At 45.2% G+C, this 15,581-nt stretch carries 12 protein-coding genes, 1 tRNA gene and 1 pseudogene; 6 read left to right on the top strand and 8 right to left on the bottom strand.

Features of this window, described 5'->3' with window-relative positions; all coding sequences use genetic code 11:
* Positions 1 to 119 precede the first annotated feature (119 nt).
* The 5 genes and pseudogenes from BFP72_RS16105 to BFP72_RS16085 all read right to left on the bottom strand — a co-directional run bounded on the left by BFP72_RS16105 (position 120) and on the right by BFP72_RS16085 (position 2,586).
* Positions 120 to 566, bottom strand: a complete 447-nt coding sequence (locus tag BFP72_RS16105; protein WP_099600114.1) for a KTSC domain-containing protein — start codon at positions 564 to 566, stop codon at positions 120 to 122.
* Between the two features lie 668 nt (positions 567 to 1,234).
* Positions 1,235 to 1,387 (bottom strand): annotated as a pseudogene (locus BFP72_RS19470) (hypothetical protein); the annotation flags it as partial.
* Between the two features lie 82 nt (positions 1,388 to 1,469).
* Positions 1,470 to 1,853: a nuclear transport factor 2 family protein gene (locus BFP72_RS16095; RefSeq protein WP_099600112.1), complete on the bottom strand. Its 384-nt coding sequence runs from the start codon at positions 1,851 to 1,853 to the stop codon at positions 1,470 to 1,472.
* Positions 1,854 to 1,901: 48 nt separating this feature from the next.
* The gene (locus tag BFP72_RS16090; RefSeq protein ID WP_099600111.1) at positions 1,902 to 2,471 is read right to left on the bottom strand and encodes a uracil-DNA glycosylase family protein; all 570 of its coding nucleotides are present in this window, start codon (positions 2,469 to 2,471) and stop codon (positions 1,902 to 1,904) included.
* A 38-nt stretch (positions 2,472 to 2,509) separates the two neighbouring features.
* A tRNA-Ala gene (locus BFP72_RS16085) sits at positions 2,510 to 2,586 on the bottom strand.
* A 200-nt stretch (positions 2,587 to 2,786) separates the two neighbouring features.
* Here BFP72_RS16085 and asnB point away from each other — a divergent pair.
* Complete coding sequence (gene asnB / locus BFP72_RS16080) at positions 2,787 to 4,658, top strand: asparagine synthase (glutamine-hydrolyzing) (protein WP_099600110.1); 1,872 nt, start codon at positions 2,787 to 2,789, stop codon at positions 4,656 to 4,658.
* A gap of 68 nt (positions 4,659 to 4,726) precedes the next feature.
* Complete coding sequence (locus BFP72_RS16075) at positions 4,727 to 5,596, top strand: universal stress protein (RefSeq protein ID WP_099600109.1); 870 nt, start codon at positions 4,727 to 4,729, stop codon at positions 5,594 to 5,596.
* On the opposite strand, the gene BFP72_RS16070 is transcribed toward BFP72_RS16075, so the two are convergent.
* Entirely contained in the window at positions 5,593 to 6,156 is a 564-nt protein-coding gene (locus BFP72_RS16070; RefSeq protein WP_099600108.1) for a hypothetical protein, read from the bottom strand. The two genes, BFP72_RS16075 and BFP72_RS16070, sit on opposite strands and share 4 nt — an antisense overlap.
* A gap of 135 nt (positions 6,157 to 6,291) precedes the next feature.
* Between BFP72_RS16070 and prfA the strand changes: the two genes are divergently transcribed.
* From prfA to BFP72_RS16050, 4 genes are all read left to right on the top strand, one after another.
* Positions 6,292 to 7,362, top strand: coding sequence for a peptide chain release factor 1 (gene prfA / locus BFP72_RS16065; RefSeq protein WP_099600107.1), 1,071 nt, complete (start codon positions 6,292 to 6,294; stop codon positions 7,360 to 7,362).
* A gap of 20 nt (positions 7,363 to 7,382) precedes the next feature.
* Positions 7,383 to 8,780, top strand: coding sequence for a hypothetical protein (locus BFP72_RS16060; RefSeq protein WP_099600106.1), 1,398 nt, complete (start codon positions 7,383 to 7,385; stop codon positions 8,778 to 8,780).
* Between the two features lie 82 nt (positions 8,781 to 8,862).
* Positions 8,863 to 9,750, top strand: a complete 888-nt coding sequence (locus tag BFP72_RS16055; protein WP_099600105.1) for a helix-hairpin-helix domain-containing protein — start codon at positions 8,863 to 8,865, stop codon at positions 9,748 to 9,750.
* A gap of 58 nt (positions 9,751 to 9,808) precedes the next feature.
* Entirely contained in the window at positions 9,809 to 13,834 is a 4,026-nt protein-coding gene (locus BFP72_RS16050) for an AAA domain-containing protein (protein ID WP_099600104.1), read from the top strand.
* Positions 13,835 to 13,839: 5 nt separating this feature from the next.
* On the opposite strand, the gene BFP72_RS16045 is transcribed toward BFP72_RS16050, so the two are convergent.
* On the bottom strand, positions 13,840 to 14,319 hold the full coding sequence (locus BFP72_RS16045; protein WP_099600103.1) for a gliding motility lipoprotein GldH: 480 nt from the start codon (positions 14,317 to 14,319) through the stop codon (positions 13,840 to 13,842).
* The gene (locus tag BFP72_RS16040) at positions 14,316 to 15,530 is read right to left on the bottom strand and encodes a regulatory iron-sulfur-containing complex subunit RicT (RefSeq protein ID WP_099600102.1); all 1,215 of its coding nucleotides are present in this window, start codon (positions 15,528 to 15,530) and stop codon (positions 14,316 to 14,318) included. The genes BFP72_RS16045 and BFP72_RS16040 overlap by 4 nt, the downstream gene beginning before the upstream one ends.
* Positions 15,531 to 15,581: the final 51 nt, after the last annotated feature.

Genomic DNA, 15,581 nt, shown 5'->3' with positions numbered 1-15,581 from the left:
AAAGGTTAGTGCCCTCATGTTTGGTGTTGGTTTGTGATACACAGCCCCTTTCTACCAACAAAAAATCCCATGGGCGTGAGCCCATGGGATGTGGTGTTTTCAATCTCTAGAAGAACGCCTTAGTCCTGTATCTGGTCTTTCTTAGACTTTCTGTAAAGGTAGGAATTGAAGATGTTTCGTTTGGCAAAGCGGTAGGGCTTGTCTGCGTTGACTAGCTTGGCATACATGTTTTTGTTGACCCCAAAGTATTCGTAGGTCGTGCCATCCATGAACGAGACCTCTAGCAGCAGCCCTTTGTGCTTGAAGTCTGCTATGCCAGATTCGGTAGTCGTGACCGTGTATTCGGCGAGATTGGCCTCTTTGGTTTCTGGTGCGATGCTCACAAGAAAGTGGTACGCATCGATGATTTGCTGACTTTTGAGCTCAGCAGCAGCCTTCTCAGTTTCATCTTGGAACTTGTCTGGGTGCCATTCTTTGACCAGATTTCTATAGGTCGTTTTGAGTTGCTTCAGATCAGTGTCTGGAGCTACATTATACAGTTTTCGATACTCGTTGACGCGCTTCATATGGGGCTTTTTTTCTATCCAGCCGCAAAGCTAGTGATTAAACCCTCATAATGCATCAGAAAATCTAAATCCAACCTAAATACCTTTGAATCAGTTCTTTTATTGCTAGAATTAGCATCATAAAACTCTATTAATGTTTTCAGCTCAGGTCTTGAAAGAAAAGGGATCACTTCGTGATTGTTTTTTATAAAACAATCACCTACTATGAGTCTTTGAGGTAATATTTAAATGATTGGAATAATGAATCTCGAATGCACAATGTCGCATACTGATTTTTATCCCCGACATACCAACTGATCCAAAAAGGGTGAATAGGATATTTCGCGAGAGTAAAGGGCTGTTTTCATGAAGTACCCTTACCTCGCACCAAAGCTTGCGCAACCATTGCCCTGAGCTTGCGCAAGCTCAGGGCAATGGTTGCGCAAGCTCAGAGGTGTTGTTGTACAACGTTTACCTATTTGTTGCGCAACCTTTCAAAACCATTGGGGGAAGCTAGAACTTTTTAAAAAGGAAAAACCTCTGTGGCGAAATGCGTTTTCGATACAGAGGAGGACAGTTATTAGGGGGATTATTTGATTGTCGCAAAGGCCTGATCTAAATCAGCGAGTATATCGTCGATATTTAGAATGGCGTAGTTGGCTGCTGCACTGCCCGTGCTGGGTATTGTCAAATTCGTATGCTACAGTTTGGTAAATCGGTACAGCTACAGATTTTGTAGTGGGTTCGTTTGCATACCCTCCATGGATACTGATGGTTTCTTTTTTTATGCTTGTTTGATTTGCTGAGTCTATAGTGCACAGGTCGAAATCATTTGATGACAACAAACAGACACTTCATAAAGAGTCTGTGGAAGCTACGTGATTCAGATTATAAAGTCGGAAAAAACATTCATTTTCGAATTGACTAGTACATCGTATTCCCATTTGCAGAGACTCTAGGGATTTGTTGGATTGCATCCCAGTGCTCGACGATTTTGCCATGCTCGTCAAAGCGAAAAAAGTCCATGGTGACATATTGGTCGTCATCAGGCCAGACCTGGTGTGTATGTAGCGCGACCAAATCTCCTTCGGCTATGGTGCGGACGAATTCGATGGACTTGTCTGGGTATTCGGCGTGCATTTTTTCGAAGTAGGAGATGAAGGCCTCTTTGCCGTCTCCTACAGCTGGGTTGTGTTGCTTGTATTGTTCTCCCACGTATTGTTCGGTGGCTTTGCGTGGGTTGCCTTCATAGGCCATTTGGTAGAATGCGATGGCGTTGGCTTTGTTGGCCTCTAGTAAATGGGACATGTCGCTTTTTGAGAATAAAGGTTTACCGTAGTATTTTGGTTCCGTTGCTTACATGATTTGATGAATTTTTTCCCTGAGAACGGGCAAGACTTGTTGGTCAAACCATGGATTCTTCGCTCTCCAGATATTGTTGCGCGGCGAAGGGTGTGGCAAGACAAAATACTTCGGCATATACTCTTGATAGTTCTTGACCGTTTCGGTCAGGGATTTTTTAACCTCTTGACCGAGATAGTATCGCTGGGCATATTGACCGATGAGTAGGGTTGTTTTCACGTTTGTCATTTCTTTCCATATCACGTCGTGCCATAGTGGAGCACATTCTTTTCTAGGCGGGAGATCGCCAGACTCGCCAGTGCCGGGGTAGCAGAACCCCATGGGTATCAATGCAATCTGCTCTGGATCGTAGAAAATAGTTTTGTCTATCCCCAACCATTGCCTAAGGTTATCTCCGCTTTGGTCGTCCCATGGTATACCTGATTGATGTACGGCTCTGCCTGGCGCTTGTCCGATGATGACAATTTTACTTTGAGAATGAGCACTCAGCACGGGACGTACTCCTGTAGGCAAGTGTGGTTCACACAGTGTACAATTCTTGATGTCGGAGAGAAGAGCGTCCATGACCGAATATAAAAAAAGGAAGCCATATAGACTTCCTTTGGTGGAGAATATCGGATTCGAACCGATGACCTCTACGCTGCCAGCGTAGCGCTCTAGCCAACTGAGCTAATTCCCCTCGTTGGGGTGGGTATACTCCGTGATTTGAAACCAAATCTAGAAAGCATGCTCCCAAGCAGGTCGCAAATATATCTTTATTTTTCAATTTCTTCCATATTAAAGACTTTCCTACTGAAGGAATTGACAAAAGCTCGTTTGAATCATGGTTTGTCCTCGCGGATCATTCATTATTATTGCATCGAATCATTTTGAATTGACATGTGTGGTGTTACAGGTATATGGGCATTTGATGAAGAAGGTAGACAGGGGATGTCCCGTCTGCAGGAGGCCACGGAGCGGATCGCACACCGCGGACCAGATCATCACGCTACATGGAGCGATCATTCGGTAGGATTAGGTCATCGTCGCTTATCCATCTTGGATACAAGTGAGCATGGACATCAGCCTATGCAGATCATGGAGGGTCGCTATGTGATGGTGTTCAACGGAGAGATTTTTAATTTTCGAGAGCTGCGTCAAGAACTCATCGCCAAAGGAGTCCAGTTTCACTCCGATACCGATACCGAGGTGATCATGCATCTCTATGCGCACGAAGGGAAGTCTTGTCTCGATCGCCTCAACGGTTTTTTTGCTTTGGCCATCTATGACACGCTTGAGAGGTCTCTTTTTATCGCACGGGATCGCATGGGGATCAAACCGTTGTTGTATTGGCAGGATGACTCCAAATTGCTGTTCGCTTCTGAGATGCAATCTCTATTGGCGTTTGACATTGAGTCATCGATTGATCAGCAGGCGTTGCATTATTATTTGCAGCTCAACTATACACCTGCACCGCTGACAATGATCTCAGGGGTCAAAAAACTCATGCCAGGTGAGTATATTGAAATCCGAAACGGAGTAGCTGAGATCAGTACTTATTATGAGCTGGTTCGTTCTAAAGTGCGTCAGGATTTGAGTTATGAGGAGGCTAAAAAGGAATTGGCTGAGCGATTGGAGGCATCGGTAAAAAAACGCATGATAGCGGATGTGCCGCTGGGGACTTTTCTCAGTGGAGGGATTGACAGCAGTGTGATAGCCAGTTTGGCCGCTAGGCATACGGAGCATTTATCGACTTTTTCAATTGGGTTTCAAGACAACCCTTTTTTTGACGAGACAAAGTACGCCGAGCTGGTCGCGCAGAAGTGCGGGAGCCATCATACGACATTCAAATTGAGCAATGAGGAGATGCTCTCCTATATGGGAGATTTTGTGGATCACATTGACGAACCCTTTGCAGATTCGTCGGCTCTACCGGTGTATATATTGAGCAAGAAAACACGCGAACATGTGACAGTGGCCTTGTCTGGAGACGGAGCAGATGAGATTTTTTCGGGTTACAACAAGCACGCTGCTTGGTACAAGATGGAGGAGGATGGACTGTTTGGTAGATTGGTGTCTGCCGCTCGCCCCTTGGCAGAACTCATGCCTCAGTCACGGTCAGGCAAATGGTCCAACATCATGCGTCAGGTACTTCGGTTTGATCGGGCGAAAAAACTTGGCCCTCAGGAACGTTATTGGTTTTTGGCCACTCTGGCAGATCAGGAGTATGCTCAGCGTATGATGCGCTCGCCTCAGCAGCAGGATAGCCACTATGCACAATGGATGAGCCCGCTTGCGAATTATCAAAACATCAATGACATGCTGATGGGTGACACTCACTTCGTCTTGCCCAACGACATGCTCAAAAAAGTCGACCTGATGTCTATGGCGACTAGCCTAGAAGTCCGTGTGCCGTTCCTGGATCACGAGTTGGTAGAGTGGGTTCATGGCTTGCCGATGGAGTACAAAATAAATGGTAAAATGCGCAAACGCCTCTTACAGGATACTTTTCGAGATATTTTGCCTGCGGAGCTGTATCAGCGACCCAAAAAGGGGTTCGAAATGCCACTGCTTGATTGGTTGAAAACCTCTTTGGCACCTGATCTGAACCGTACGCTGTTTGATCGTGATAGGATCGAAGCACAAGGGATGTTTGAATGGAAAGAATTGACCCAGCTCAGAACACAATTGTATTCGTCCAACCCTGGGGATAGCCATGCGCAAGTTTGGGCTTTGTATATTTTTCAGAATTGGTATGAAAAGTACTTTTAAAGTCTAGCTCTAACTTGTTATCCATTGAATTTGCTTTAATTTTATTTCGTACAAAAAAGAATACTTGAATGCGCAATCTTAAGAATATATTAGTTTGTTTGGATGGTACCAATTTGGATGACTCCCTGCTCGAGTATAGCTCGGTGATGGCGGGCTTTTTTTCAGACAAGGCCACCAAAACGACATTTATCCATGTAGCAGAGACCAATGTAGATTCGGGACTTCAAAAAGCACTGGAAGACAAAGTCAACAAGCTCTTTAGTTTGGATTGTGAAAAAGAAGTGGTGATCATCCAAGGAACAGGGGCACATCATATTTTGGGGTGGGATCGTCTCAAAGAAATAGACATCATACTCATGGGGATCAAACCCAAGTCTATATCATCGGGAGTGAATGCCACCAAGGTGCTCAATGGCTCTCTATGTTCGGTACTGTTGGTGCCAGTGACCAATCACTATGAAATCAGTCGAGTGATGATTCCGTTGGACTTTTCGGAGAGTTCGCTTCGCTCTATCAATGCGGCATTGCGTATCAAAGAGCACAACGATATTGAAATCATTCTGCAGCATGTGTATTATGTGCCAATGGGCTATGGCAGTACAGGCAAAACCTACGAGGAGTTTGCGGAAATTATGCACAAAAACCGGATCAAGGAATTTGAGACATTTATGTCGGTCAATAAGTTGGATGCAAGCCAGCTTGAGGTAGTTTATACGCTAGACGAAGACCATGATCCGTCTGACAACATCTACGCATTGGCCAAGGAAAGGGAGGCAGACTTGATTATCATCGCTTCGACTGGCCGTACGAAAGCCGCTTCTATGCTGATCGGGAGTACTGCGGTGAGTTTGGTGCGCTATGACAAGGATATCCCGTGTTTGGTGGTCAAAGACAAAGAAGAAAGCTTAGGGTTTTTTGATGCTTTGCTCAAAATCTAGAGGCTCAGTGTACCACGGATAGTGTACACGTTGGGGTCTAGGCCAATGATTTTTTGAGTTCCGGCTAATTCATAGTGTTTTATGATCCCCGTGATAGGGTCGAAGAGATAGCGTCCAGTATTCTGCATTTGATACAGGTAGTTGTCCCTGGTTTCGATGATTTTGAGTGAGGCCAGGCGGCCTTGGTGATCAAATGTGAGGTCAAGTTGTAGAGGCCCTGCATTTTCACCTTCTTTTCGGTTGTAGGTAGTCGTTTGGTCTGAGGCGGTTTTGTGATAGGCCCCGTTGGTGAAGACGGCACCAAAATTTTTGCTGAACAGCAATTTGAACTCAGAAACAAGAAAGGAGGAATCAGCTGTGATGTGTAGAGATTCTTGGGTGCCGTTGATTTCTGCTTTTTTGTCGATAGATACACCGACCAATGCTTCTTTTTGTAGTGCCATGAGGGAGTCCACCAAAGACAATTGGGCGTCATCTGTAGAGACGATTTCTTCTTGAGAAAGACAAGACGGCAGTGTGACGGAGAGAGTAAGGAAGAAGAGTAAAAGGGGACTTTTCATGTAACAATATTTTGTCGGCAATTTAATTGAAATCTTGATTTTGGGAGAGCGATCGACACGTCTCTTGAAGATAGCAACGTATTTAAGATTTTTTAGACCAATTCCATTCATTAGTTTTGTAGAAAATACGAGTATATGATTGACAAGTTAGAAGAAATAAAGCACAGATTTGAAGAGGTGGGACAGCTGATCGTACAGCCTGAAGCGATGAGTGATATGTCCAATTACTCGAAACTGAGCAAGGAGTACAAGGACCTGGAGAAGATTGTCAAGAAGTATGATGAGTACAGCACGGTACTAGAAAATCTCAAAAATTCTAAGGAGATACTCGAAACCGAAAAGGATCCTGAGTTTAGGGAGATGGCCAAGATGGAGCTTGACGAACTGGAGCCACAGAAAGAGAAGCTGGAAGAGACACTCAAAGAGATGCTGATCCCAAAAGATCCGAATGATGACAAGAACTCGATTTTGGAAATCCGAGCGGGAGCTGGAGGTGACGAAGCAGCGATTTTTGCAGGAGACTTGTTTCGTATGTATCAGCGCTATGCGGAGAAGCAAGGTTGGAAACTCAACGTGATGGACTTGACCGAAGGGACCTCTGGAGGTTATAAAGAGATAATCAGTATGGTCACAGGAGAGGACGTCTATGGCAAGATGAAATTCGAATCGGGTGTACATCGGGTACAGAGAGTGCCAGCTACGGAGACCCAAGGCAGGGTGCACACCTCAGCTGCTACCGTAGCAGTACTGCCGGAGATGGAGGAGGTAGATGTACAGATCGATATGAATGACGTACGGAAGGACACGTTCTGCTCGAGTGGGCCAGGGGGACAGTCGGTCAATACGACCTATTCGGCCATACGTTTGACTCACCTTCCTACTGGACTCGTCGTATCTTGTCAGGACGAAAAAAGTCAAATCAAGAACCTGGAGAAGGCTCTCAAGGTATTGCGCGGTAGAATCTACGATATCGAGCTCAAAAAGCACAACGACGAAGTGGGTGCTCAGCGTAAATCCATGGTGGGTAGTGGTGACCGCTCAGATAAGATCCGTACCTATAACTATGCGCAAGGGCGGGTGACAGATCATCGTATAGGCTACTCACAGCACAATCTACCGACGGTCATGGATGGAGAGATTGGCAATTTCATCGAAGAGTTACGTATCGCCGAAAATGCAACCAAGCTCAAAGACGGGGAGATGTAACGCTTGTGCTAAAACTGCAAATGGTGAAAACAAAGGTTTCTATTGTCGCGCTGATTTTGGGATGGGTATTGGTCCAGTCCTGTGATCCGGTGTACGAAGAGATCTCTACCAATACATCCTCTAAACTGGAATTCTCACAAGACACAGTACGTTTTGATACACTCCTCACCAGTGTGGGCAGTATCACACGTCGCTTTCGGATAGTCAACCCCCATGACAAGGCAATCGAAATCAAGAGATTGGCTTTGGGTAGTACAGATTCGCCCTATATGCTGACGGTCAACGGAGTGAGGGGAGATTCATTTTCAGGCGAAGTGATATTCGGGAAAGATAGCTTACTGGTACTGGTGGATGTGAGGATTGATCCAGAGGATGAAAGTCTACCGTATTTGGTCAAGGATTCTGTCATCATCGAGTATAACCAGAACTCCTCGGATATCAAGCTCGTAGCTTGGGGACAAGATGCGATCTTTCTGGATCGAGAAGTCATCGAGTGCGATGCGGTTTGGACATCAGGCAAACCCTATGTGTTGTATGATACTGTGTTGGTAGCAGCAGGATGTACACTGACTGTTGAGCCAGGGGCACGGATCTTGATCGACAACAATTCGGCCTTGGCGGTGGCAGGTACACTGCAAGCACTCGGGACAGTGGAAGACAAGATAATCATCCGAAACACCCGTTTTGATGCCAGATATGAAGTAGCACCAGGACAGTGGAATGCGATCTTGTTTCTCGAGGGGAGCAAGGACAATATCATCGATCATGCCGAGATACGCAATGGGGTGATTGGACTCAGGGTAGGCAGCCCCGATGAGGATGATGTGTATGACTTGGTCGTCTCCAATACTAGTATTGGACACATGTCTTCTTCAGGAATATTGGCGTTTAGTTCAGACATATATGCGTACAACACGGAGGTGTTTAACTGTCAGTCAGAGTTGGTTGGTAACTACCTGGGAGGCAATTATACATATGAGCATTGTACGTTTAGTAATGCTCCCTCACTGTACACGAGAGACAATCCCTCGGTCGTGTTTTCTGACAATATCCAACTATCGGATGGCTCGGCATTGCTCGAGGACTTGGAGGTGGTATTCACCAATTCGATCATCTGGGGAGAAGAAAAGGAAGAACTACAGCTGTCGGTGTCTGGGCAGGCTAATGTATCCGTGGAACTGCATGACAACATCATCCGCTCGGCCAACGAGGACTGGGTGACACTCGGCAATACGATCAGTCAAGAATCCAATTTCCCAGGTTTCTACGCTCCGGCCTTTTACAATTATCAGTTGGACTCATTGGCCAACGCCAGAGATATAGGCATAGTGTCTACGATACAGTTTGATCTGCTGGGTACACGGAGAGATATGCTCCCGGATTTGGGAGCGTACGAAAGAAAAGATTCTTTGCCTTAGGTTTTTGATAGGGAATTCCTATTTTTAGTATGTGACCAACCCATTTGCTACATTTCTACGGAGATACTTCGGCTTTTCCAGTATGGAAATCAGAGGTTTGTTCGTACTCATTCCCGTTACGCTGTTCATGTTATTTGTGCCACAGCTTTACAAAGCGTATTGGCTAGCCAGTCACCCTACGATGGATGAAGAGGATGCTAGACTACTTGCCGAGTGGAAAGAACAATTGCGTGCCCGTATCAGCGCAGAGGAGGAAGTGTTAGCAATGAACACAGAGCGGTTCGATCCGAACCATATCGATGGAGCGCAATGGAGGGATAGGGGATTCAAGCCGAAGATTGCCGAACGAATCATTCGCTATCGAGACAAAGGAGGGCAGTTTAGGCAAAAGGAGGATGTCATGAAGATTTATGGGATAGACACGGCTTTGGTCAAAGCGTACTTTGACTACATGGTTTTCCCCGTTCGGGAAAAGCCAAAGGCTCAGTGGGCGGAACCTTCCAGACCAAAGGGGCCGACCGAGGAGGTTTATCGAAAGGAAAGCAAGCTGCGTGAGCCTCAGAAGAGAGAAGTGTACAACCTGAGTACTGCGGATACGACACAGCTCCAATCGATTCGTGGGATCGGGTCCTACTGGTCACGATCTGTGGTAGACTATCGTGAAAAGCTAGGTGGGTTTGTGGATCGAATGCAGGTCTACGAGATTTACTATATGAAGGACAGTGTCGCGGATTTGATCCTTACTCACACGAGCTTTGATCCAGTGCCTTTGCGACAAATCAATGTGAATACAGCAACTGTGGATGAGCTAGCTGCTCACCCATACATTCGATTCAAATTGGCGCATGCTGTGGTCAAGTATAGAGAGCAGCACGGAGACTATGAACTGCTCGATGACATCAAAAAGATTGTGATACTGAAGGAGGAGGAGTATTCTAAAATCAGGCCCTATCTAAAAATTTCAGATTAAGGTATGATTCGCATGGAAAGTCAAAGCACTTCACTATTTTAGAAACTCAACAATACTTATGCAAGAGATTCTAAAATCATACCTACGCCGATTGACCAATCTGTCAGGCAACAATCGTTCGCTGTTGCTACTCAAATTGCTGGCTGATCAATTCATTGATATCCATGATTTTGACTTTGCACTCAATGAGCCGTCCTTTAAGATAATGGATGGGGTGATGGCGCGAAAAACCAAGATACCGCTGTGTAGCATACAGGATAGTAGAGACCAAGACAGCAACAAACTCTCGACACGTCTAAAAAAAATGAAACGTATCGATCACCTCTTGTTTGAGGAAAGGGGAGTTCGTGATTTGTATGTGGGGTGGCCTTTCATCAAGGGAAAATTCAACGATGGGACTTTGGTACGGTGTCCGTTGATGTTTTTTCCTGTGACACTAGAGTCTGATGATCAGCAGTGGTATCTCCAGTTTCGCAAGGATGTGAATATCACGCTCAACAAATCTTTTGTATTGGCTTATGCTTTTTACAATACACTGCCTTTGGACGAGAACTTATTGGAGCGAGTATTTGATGATTTTGACAGAGAGAGCACTGGTTTTCGTACGGATCTCTATGAGCTGCTCAAGAAGCACAACATGGAGGTGAATTTCAATCAGGACAATTTTAAGGATGAACTTAGAGCTTTCGCTCACTACAAAAAGACAGACATGGAGTCCTCTGAAAACGAGGGGGAGCTCAAGTTGTTTCCTGAGGCAGTTTTAGGGATTTTCCCACAGGCGGGTTCCTATCTTGTGCCAGACTACATGACTCTCCTTGAGGAGGATAAATATGCCTCGCTGGAGGATTTTTTCTTGGAGAGGAACCTGGATGAGGAGGACGAAGAAAAAGGGTCTTCTTCCTACTACCGGTTTTTGAAACGGGTGAAGGAGGACCAGACTTTCACTCCCTTCAAAATGGATGCTTACCAAGAAAACGCGATCAAAGCCATCAAAAAGGGAAACTCTGCAGTCGTACAAGGGCCTCCGGGTACTGGTAAATCTCAATTGATTTGTAACCTCGTGGCGGATTACATCGCTCGGGGCAAAAACGTACTGGTCGTGAGCCAAAAGCGTGCTGCATTGGATGTGGTGTTTGAGCGGTTGAAAGAAAAGCAGCTGAATGATTTCATCGGGCTCTTGCATGATTTTAAGAATGACAGGAAGCCAATCTACGAACAACTCGAGGGGCAAGTCAATAGACTCAATGACTACAGTGGGATGAATAACTCACTGGATGCGCTGCAAATAGAGAGAAACTTCCTCAAAACGAGTCGGCGCATTGATCAGTTAGAGGAGGAGCTGGAGGAGTTTAAGGACGCCTTGTTTGATGAGTCAGAATGTGGGCTTTCGGTCAAAGAGCTCTACCTCACATCCAACCCACACGAAGGGTTTTTTGCCCTCAATCAAGAGTATCGTCGTTTTCAATTTGATGATGTCGATGATTTTGTCAAAAAAATAAGAACCTATAGTCGCTATGCGAGCCATTTTCTCAACGAAGGCTATGCGTGGTACAAACGGCTATCGTTTGCAGCATATACTGTGTCGGACTTGTCCATGATTACCAAGCACCTGGAGGAGATGCATAGCTATATCCATGTATTGGAGACGGTCACAGAGAAGGCTGTGGGAAAGAAATTGAAATTCGAAGATGCTGTAGAGATTATCGATAAGCGGGAGGACTTGTCACACTTGTCAGAGTTGCTGAATGAGCAGTTGGTCTACCATGGAGTCTTGAAATTGCATAAAATAGGTCATCGGCCGATCACAAAGAAGGAAGTGGTCGAGGTAGAGAAAAATACGATGCAATTCTTTAAAGGAAAGGGCCCAGAATTGTCTCTGCAAAGCGCAGAGTTGGGGAGATTCCAGGAGGTGTTAGAGCGTGGGATCAGTGCACGTGAGAATATCTTCAAGTGGTTTTTATGGAAGTTTTTTTCCAAGGATAAAATATTCATCACGCGGGTGTTGGTAGCGAACCAACTCAAAAACAACAAGGAAGATTTTTCCACATTGGTGACCATGGTGGACAATCGTCTCAATCTCGAACATAATCTGTCCCAGTTCAAAAGCAGAGAAGGGCTCAATCGGCTACCAGAAGTCTATGACCGCATCAATGTACAGAACTGGTTTTTTTATCAAAAGCAGGCGATCGAAGCGAGAGATTTGCTCAATGGCGTCAGGCCGTTGAGAGATTATATCTCCGTCGAGACCCATGATGAGATTACATATACGACGAAGCTCAAAAAGCTAGTGACTGCACTGGAGCCTATCGCAGATAAGCTCAGCAATTGGTTGGAATACTTCTCTATTCCTCAGATGCGGGAGATTTTTTCCAAGCAAATGGAAACGGACTTTTTGTTGTCAACGCTCAAGAAGGATTTTGATTCCTTATGTGAGTTTGATAAGCTGACCGATACGCTGTCTGTGGAGGAAAAAAGTATCATCGAGAAACTCAAGGATTCGAACGTAGAGGAGGACGAATGGGAGGGTATGTTTTTGAATTCACTCAAACTCGCATGGATAGAGCATATCGAACTAAAGTATCCGATACTGCGTGCTGTCAGCTCCAACAAGCTAGAGGATATGCAGTCCGAATTGCAGGAGTGTGTGCGAGAAAAACTTCGAATCAGCAATGAAATCTTACTGATCAAAGCACGCGAGCGAGTGTACAAAAATGCCGAATACAACCGTCTCAATAACATGGTGACGTATCGAGACTTGTATCATCAGGTGACCAAGAAGCGAAGAATATGGCCTGTGCGAAAGTTGATTGCGAGTTTTCCTAGGGAGATATTTGATTTGATGCCGTGCTGGCTGGCTTCTCCCGAATCGGTGTCCGCGATTTTTCCGATGGAAAAGATGTTTGATCTTGTGATTTTTGACGAAGCTTCTCAGTGTTTTGTGGAAAAAGGATTGCCAGCGATGTATCGAGGCAAGCAAGTGGTGATCGCAGGAGATGACAAGCAGCTCAAACCCAATGATCTCTACCAGATTCGTTGGGAAGAAGAAAACGAAGAGGAATTGCCAGAGTTGGATTATGATTCGTTGCTGAATCTGGCGTCACAGCACATCATGCAGGTGCAGCTCAATGGTCACTATCGCAGCAAAAGTGTAGATCTTATCCGTTTTTCTAATGAGCACTTCTACGACAAGCGTCTAAAAATGCTGCCAGATTTTGAAGAGGTCAATCAACACCAAGTGGCCATCGAATATATGAAGGTCGATGGGGTGTGGGAGAAGAATCATAATCATATCGAAGCGGTACATGTCGTGAGGTTGGTCAAGAGGCTATTGGAAGAGCGCCCTTCTTTGGAAATAGGAATAGTGACTTTCAATGCACGGCAACAACTCTACATTATGGAGTACCTCGAGAAGTATGCCATGGATCATAATTTCTTGATCCCAGAGACACTGATTGTCAAAAACATTGAAAATATTCAAGGGGATGAAAAGGATGTGATCATCTTTTCGACAGTATATGCGCCAGATGCATCGGGCAAGCTAAACATGCAGTTTGGTAGTCTCAATGCCGAAGGGGGAGAAAATCGCCTCAACGTGGCGGTGACTCGTTCGCGTGAGAAAATCTATCTCGTGTCAAGTATATTGCCGCAGCAGCTCCGTGTGGAAGATAGTAAAAATGAGGGGCCGAAGCTTCTCAAAAAGTATCTCGAATATGCACATCAGGTGTCTGAGGGCAAGCTGATCAAGTATGATTCTTCGGACACTGGGCATACTCAGGAGTGGTATTTGAAAAGCCGAATTGCCAAATTGGGCTATGAGCATTTTGAGAACATTGATCTTGTCGAGGAGTTTCCCGACATTGATCTGACAATCAAAGAAGGAGAGGATTATGCTGGAGCAGTGATCACTGACGATATGTATTATCATCAGTCTGTATCGGTCAAAGATGCGCATGTCTACCGAGACTTTACACTTCGCCAAAAGAAGTGGCCGTTTACTAGAGTATATAGTAGGCAGCTCTGGATGGACCCGCAGCACGTCAAAGAGCGAATCAATAGACTCATCTCCCGAAACATCAAAGAGTAGTCGTGTTACAGTTCTGTTTGTTGCACTTTGAGACCGAAGGACATGATGCCAGGGAGTTCTTCCATTCTCATAAATTGCTTGATCTTGAAGGTGTAAGTGCCGCTGTAATCAAATTTTTTGTTTTTGAAAACTAGGATTTCATTGTCGAAGAGATCTCCCATTCCTTCGCCAAGTGGTTGGCCACTTTTTTTGTCAAATAAAATAAGTTCTTGAAGCTTTGAATCCAAAATGTTGGCAGCTGAGTCTTCGAGATAATAGGTCACATACAGGTTGTAAAACGGGTAATTGACTGCATTGCGAACGTGATAGGAGATGTTGTATTGGTTGGTCGAATCTGGGATCTCAAAAGTAAAAGAGGCCAAGGAGTCTACGTGCCAAATACCTTGGCTGATATCTTGGTTTTGGTTGATGACTACATCATCAGTACAGGACCACAGGAGTAGGCAGCCAAGAGCTACGGCAAGAGATATAAGGCGAGTTTTCATGACTTATTGGGTTTCTTTTTTTGAGGGTTAGGTTTCTTGTTCTCGTTTTGAGCCTGCTGAGGGTTGTTAGGTCCCTTTCTTTTTTTGTTTCGCCTTTTTCTGTTGGCATTTTTCGGCTTGGACTTCTTCGTGTATTTTTTGTCCATTTGCTCCAAATCACTATTGAGTGATTGAAACTCAGCACGCTCTCCCCCTTTGATGTCTTCGATGAGAGTCTCTGGGGTTTTGCCTTGCGCATTCATTTTTTGTACTTCTACCACGCGAGCCGTATCGAGTGCGATCCATGCATTGTCATTTTTATACCCAAACCACATGATCTTGCGAAAGATGTCAGTTTTTTGTAGCCTAGCTTCGCCTTTTTGTGTCAAGAGTCCCTTTTCTACTTTTGGTATGTCCTTGAGCGCATCCATATAGGTGTCAAGTTCGTAGTTGAGGCAGCACTTGAGGCGACCACATTGCCCAGAGAGTTTGCTGGGGTTGAGAGATAGGTTTTGGTAGCGTGCGGCAGAGGTCGAGACACTTTTGAACTCAGATAGCCAAGTCGAACAACATAGCTCACGACCGCATGAGCCAATTCCTCCTAGGCGGCTGGCCTCTTGCCGGAGACTGATTTGGCGCATCTCCACGCGAATCTTAAATTCAGAGGCGAGTTGCTTGATCAATTCCCTAAAATCTACCCTTTCGTCTGCTGAGTAATAAAAGGTTGCTTTTGAATTGTCCGCTTGGTACTCAATGTCTGTCAACTTCATGTTGAGTTTGAGACTGTTGATGATCTCTCGGGTCCTAAACAAAGTGGGGTTCTCACGTTTTTTTACCGATTCAAACTTTTCCAAATCCTTTTCGGTAGCTAGTCTGTAGATGCTTCGAATGTCGTCATCGTTTTTGACTTTTTTCTTTTGCATCTGGAGCCGTACGAGTTCGCCTTGGAGAGACACGTATCCTACGTGATGCCCATTGGGCACATCCACAACGACTGCATCGCCTGGGTAGAGGTCCAAGTCGTTGCTGTTGCGATGAAACTCCTTTCGTCCATTTTTGAACCGAATCTCTAAGATGTCAAAGCGGTCTACGGTCGGCATATCCATGTTGGATAGCCAATCAAATACGTTCATCTTGTTGCAGCCACCGCTACTACACCCTCCATTGCTCTGACAGCCTTTGACGCTTCCGTCAGCGGCAGTGAGCACTCCACATGAACTACATCCTGACATATATATTTCTTTAGAAAGCCCTAAATATAATCAAGAAATACGATGATATGG

This window comes from Reichenbachiella sp. 5M10 (assembly GCF_002742335.1).
In the GTDB taxonomy this organism is placed as follows: domain Bacteria; phylum Bacteroidota; class Bacteroidia; order Cytophagales; family Cyclobacteriaceae; genus Reichenbachiella.
This window is presented reverse-complemented; position numbering and strand designations above follow the sequence as displayed.

Bases quoted from the DNA above. Each gene is read 5' to 3' on its own strand.
- BFP72_RS16105 (WP_099600114.1), bottom strand. From the start codon at position 566: ATGAAGCGCGTCAACGAGTATCGAAAACTGTATAATGTAGCTCCAGAC.
- BFP72_RS16095 (WP_099600112.1), bottom strand. From the start codon at position 1,853: ATGTCCCATTTACTAGAGGCCAACAAAGCCAACGCCATCGCATTCTAC.
- BFP72_RS16090 (WP_099600111.1), bottom strand. From the start codon at position 2,471: ATGGACGCTCTTCTCTCCGACATCAAGAATTGTACACTGTGTGAACCA.
- asnB (WP_099600110.1), top strand. From the start codon at position 2,787: ATGTGTGGTGTTACAGGTATATGGGCATTTGATGAAGAAGGTAGACAG.
- BFP72_RS16075 (WP_099600109.1), top strand. From the start codon at position 4,727: ATGCGCAATCTTAAGAATATATTAGTTTGTTTGGATGGTACCAATTTG.
- BFP72_RS16070 (WP_099600108.1), bottom strand. From the start codon at position 6,156: ATGAAAAGTCCCCTTTTACTCTTCTTCCTTACTCTCTCCGTCACACTG.
- prfA (WP_099600107.1), top strand. From the start codon at position 6,292: ATGATTGACAAGTTAGAAGAAATAAAGCACAGATTTGAAGAGGTGGGA.
- BFP72_RS16060 (WP_099600106.1), top strand. From the start codon at position 7,383: ATGGTGAAAACAAAGGTTTCTATTGTCGCGCTGATTTTGGGATGGGTA.
- BFP72_RS16055 (WP_099600105.1), top strand. From the start codon at position 8,863: ATGGAAATCAGAGGTTTGTTCGTACTCATTCCCGTTACGCTGTTCATG.
- BFP72_RS16050 (WP_099600104.1), top strand. From the start codon at position 9,809: ATGCAAGAGATTCTAAAATCATACCTACGCCGATTGACCAATCTGTCA.
- BFP72_RS16045 (WP_099600103.1), bottom strand. From the start codon at position 14,319: ATGAAAACTCGCCTTATATCTCTTGCCGTAGCTCTTGGCTGCCTACTC.
- BFP72_RS16040 (WP_099600102.1), bottom strand. From the start codon at position 15,530: ATGTCAGGATGTAGTTCATGTGGAGTGCTCACTGCCGCTGACGGAAGC.